The 712-nt window shown below is 68.5% G+C and carries 2 protein-coding genes; both read left to right on the plus strand.

What is annotated here, in order from left to right; all coding sequences use genetic code 11:
• The coding region (locus tag B3T59_RS17245) for an isochorismatase family protein (RefSeq protein WP_287004459.1) at window positions 1–393 on the plus strand (393 nt) is incomplete at its 5' end.
• Window positions 394–473: 80 nt separating this feature from the next.
• Window positions 474–712, plus strand: a 239-nt coding sequence (locus B3T59_RS17250) for a DEAD/DEAH box helicase (RefSeq protein ID WP_287004461.1), incomplete at its 3' end; no start/stop codon positions are given.

Here is a 712-nt window from a genome sequence, read left to right on the forward strand (position 1 = left end):
GTCGACACCTGGCCGCCGCACTGCAGGGTCGGGACGGACGGCGTCGCGTTCTCGCCCCAGTTCGATACCTCCGAGGTCCAAGAGGTGTTCTCCAAGGGTGCCTATAGCGCGGCGTACTCGGGATTCGAGGGCGCTTCGGACGACGGCACCACGCTCACCGACTGGCTCCGCGCCCATGACGTGCGCAGTGTCGACGTGGTCGGCATCGCCACCGATCACTGCGTACGCGCCACTGCGATCGACGCCGCGAACGAGGGTTTCGACACCCGCGTCCTGTTGAACTTCACTGCGGCAGTCTCCGAACCGACCGCCAACGCCGCGCTGACAAGCATGCGCGACGCCGGCGTCACGCTCGTGGGCGATCTGGTCTACGGCGGACAGGCCGCTTCCTAGTGACCGACCTATCTGTAGCGAATGCCGCCAAGTCGGACGCCTCGGGGCCAACTACCTCGCGGGCGACCGGGCTCCCGCCGGTGACCGCCCTCCTCGACACCGCCGTGACCGCGCTGTCGGGCAAACGCCGCGACGGGCAGGTCCGCATGGCCTCCGCCGTCGCCAACGCCATCGACACCGGTCAGCACCTCGCAGTGCAGGCGGGTACGGGCACGGGAAAGTCGTTGGCCTATCTCGTGCCTGCCATCCGGCACGCCGTCGAATCCGGCGACACGGTGGTGGTCTCCACGGCGACCATCGCACTGCAGCGCCAACTGGT

The organism is Gordonia sp. UBA7860 (genome assembly GCF_002500165.1).
Classification (GTDB): Bacteria; Actinomycetota; Actinomycetes; order Mycobacteriales; family Mycobacteriaceae; genus Gordonia; species Gordonia sputi.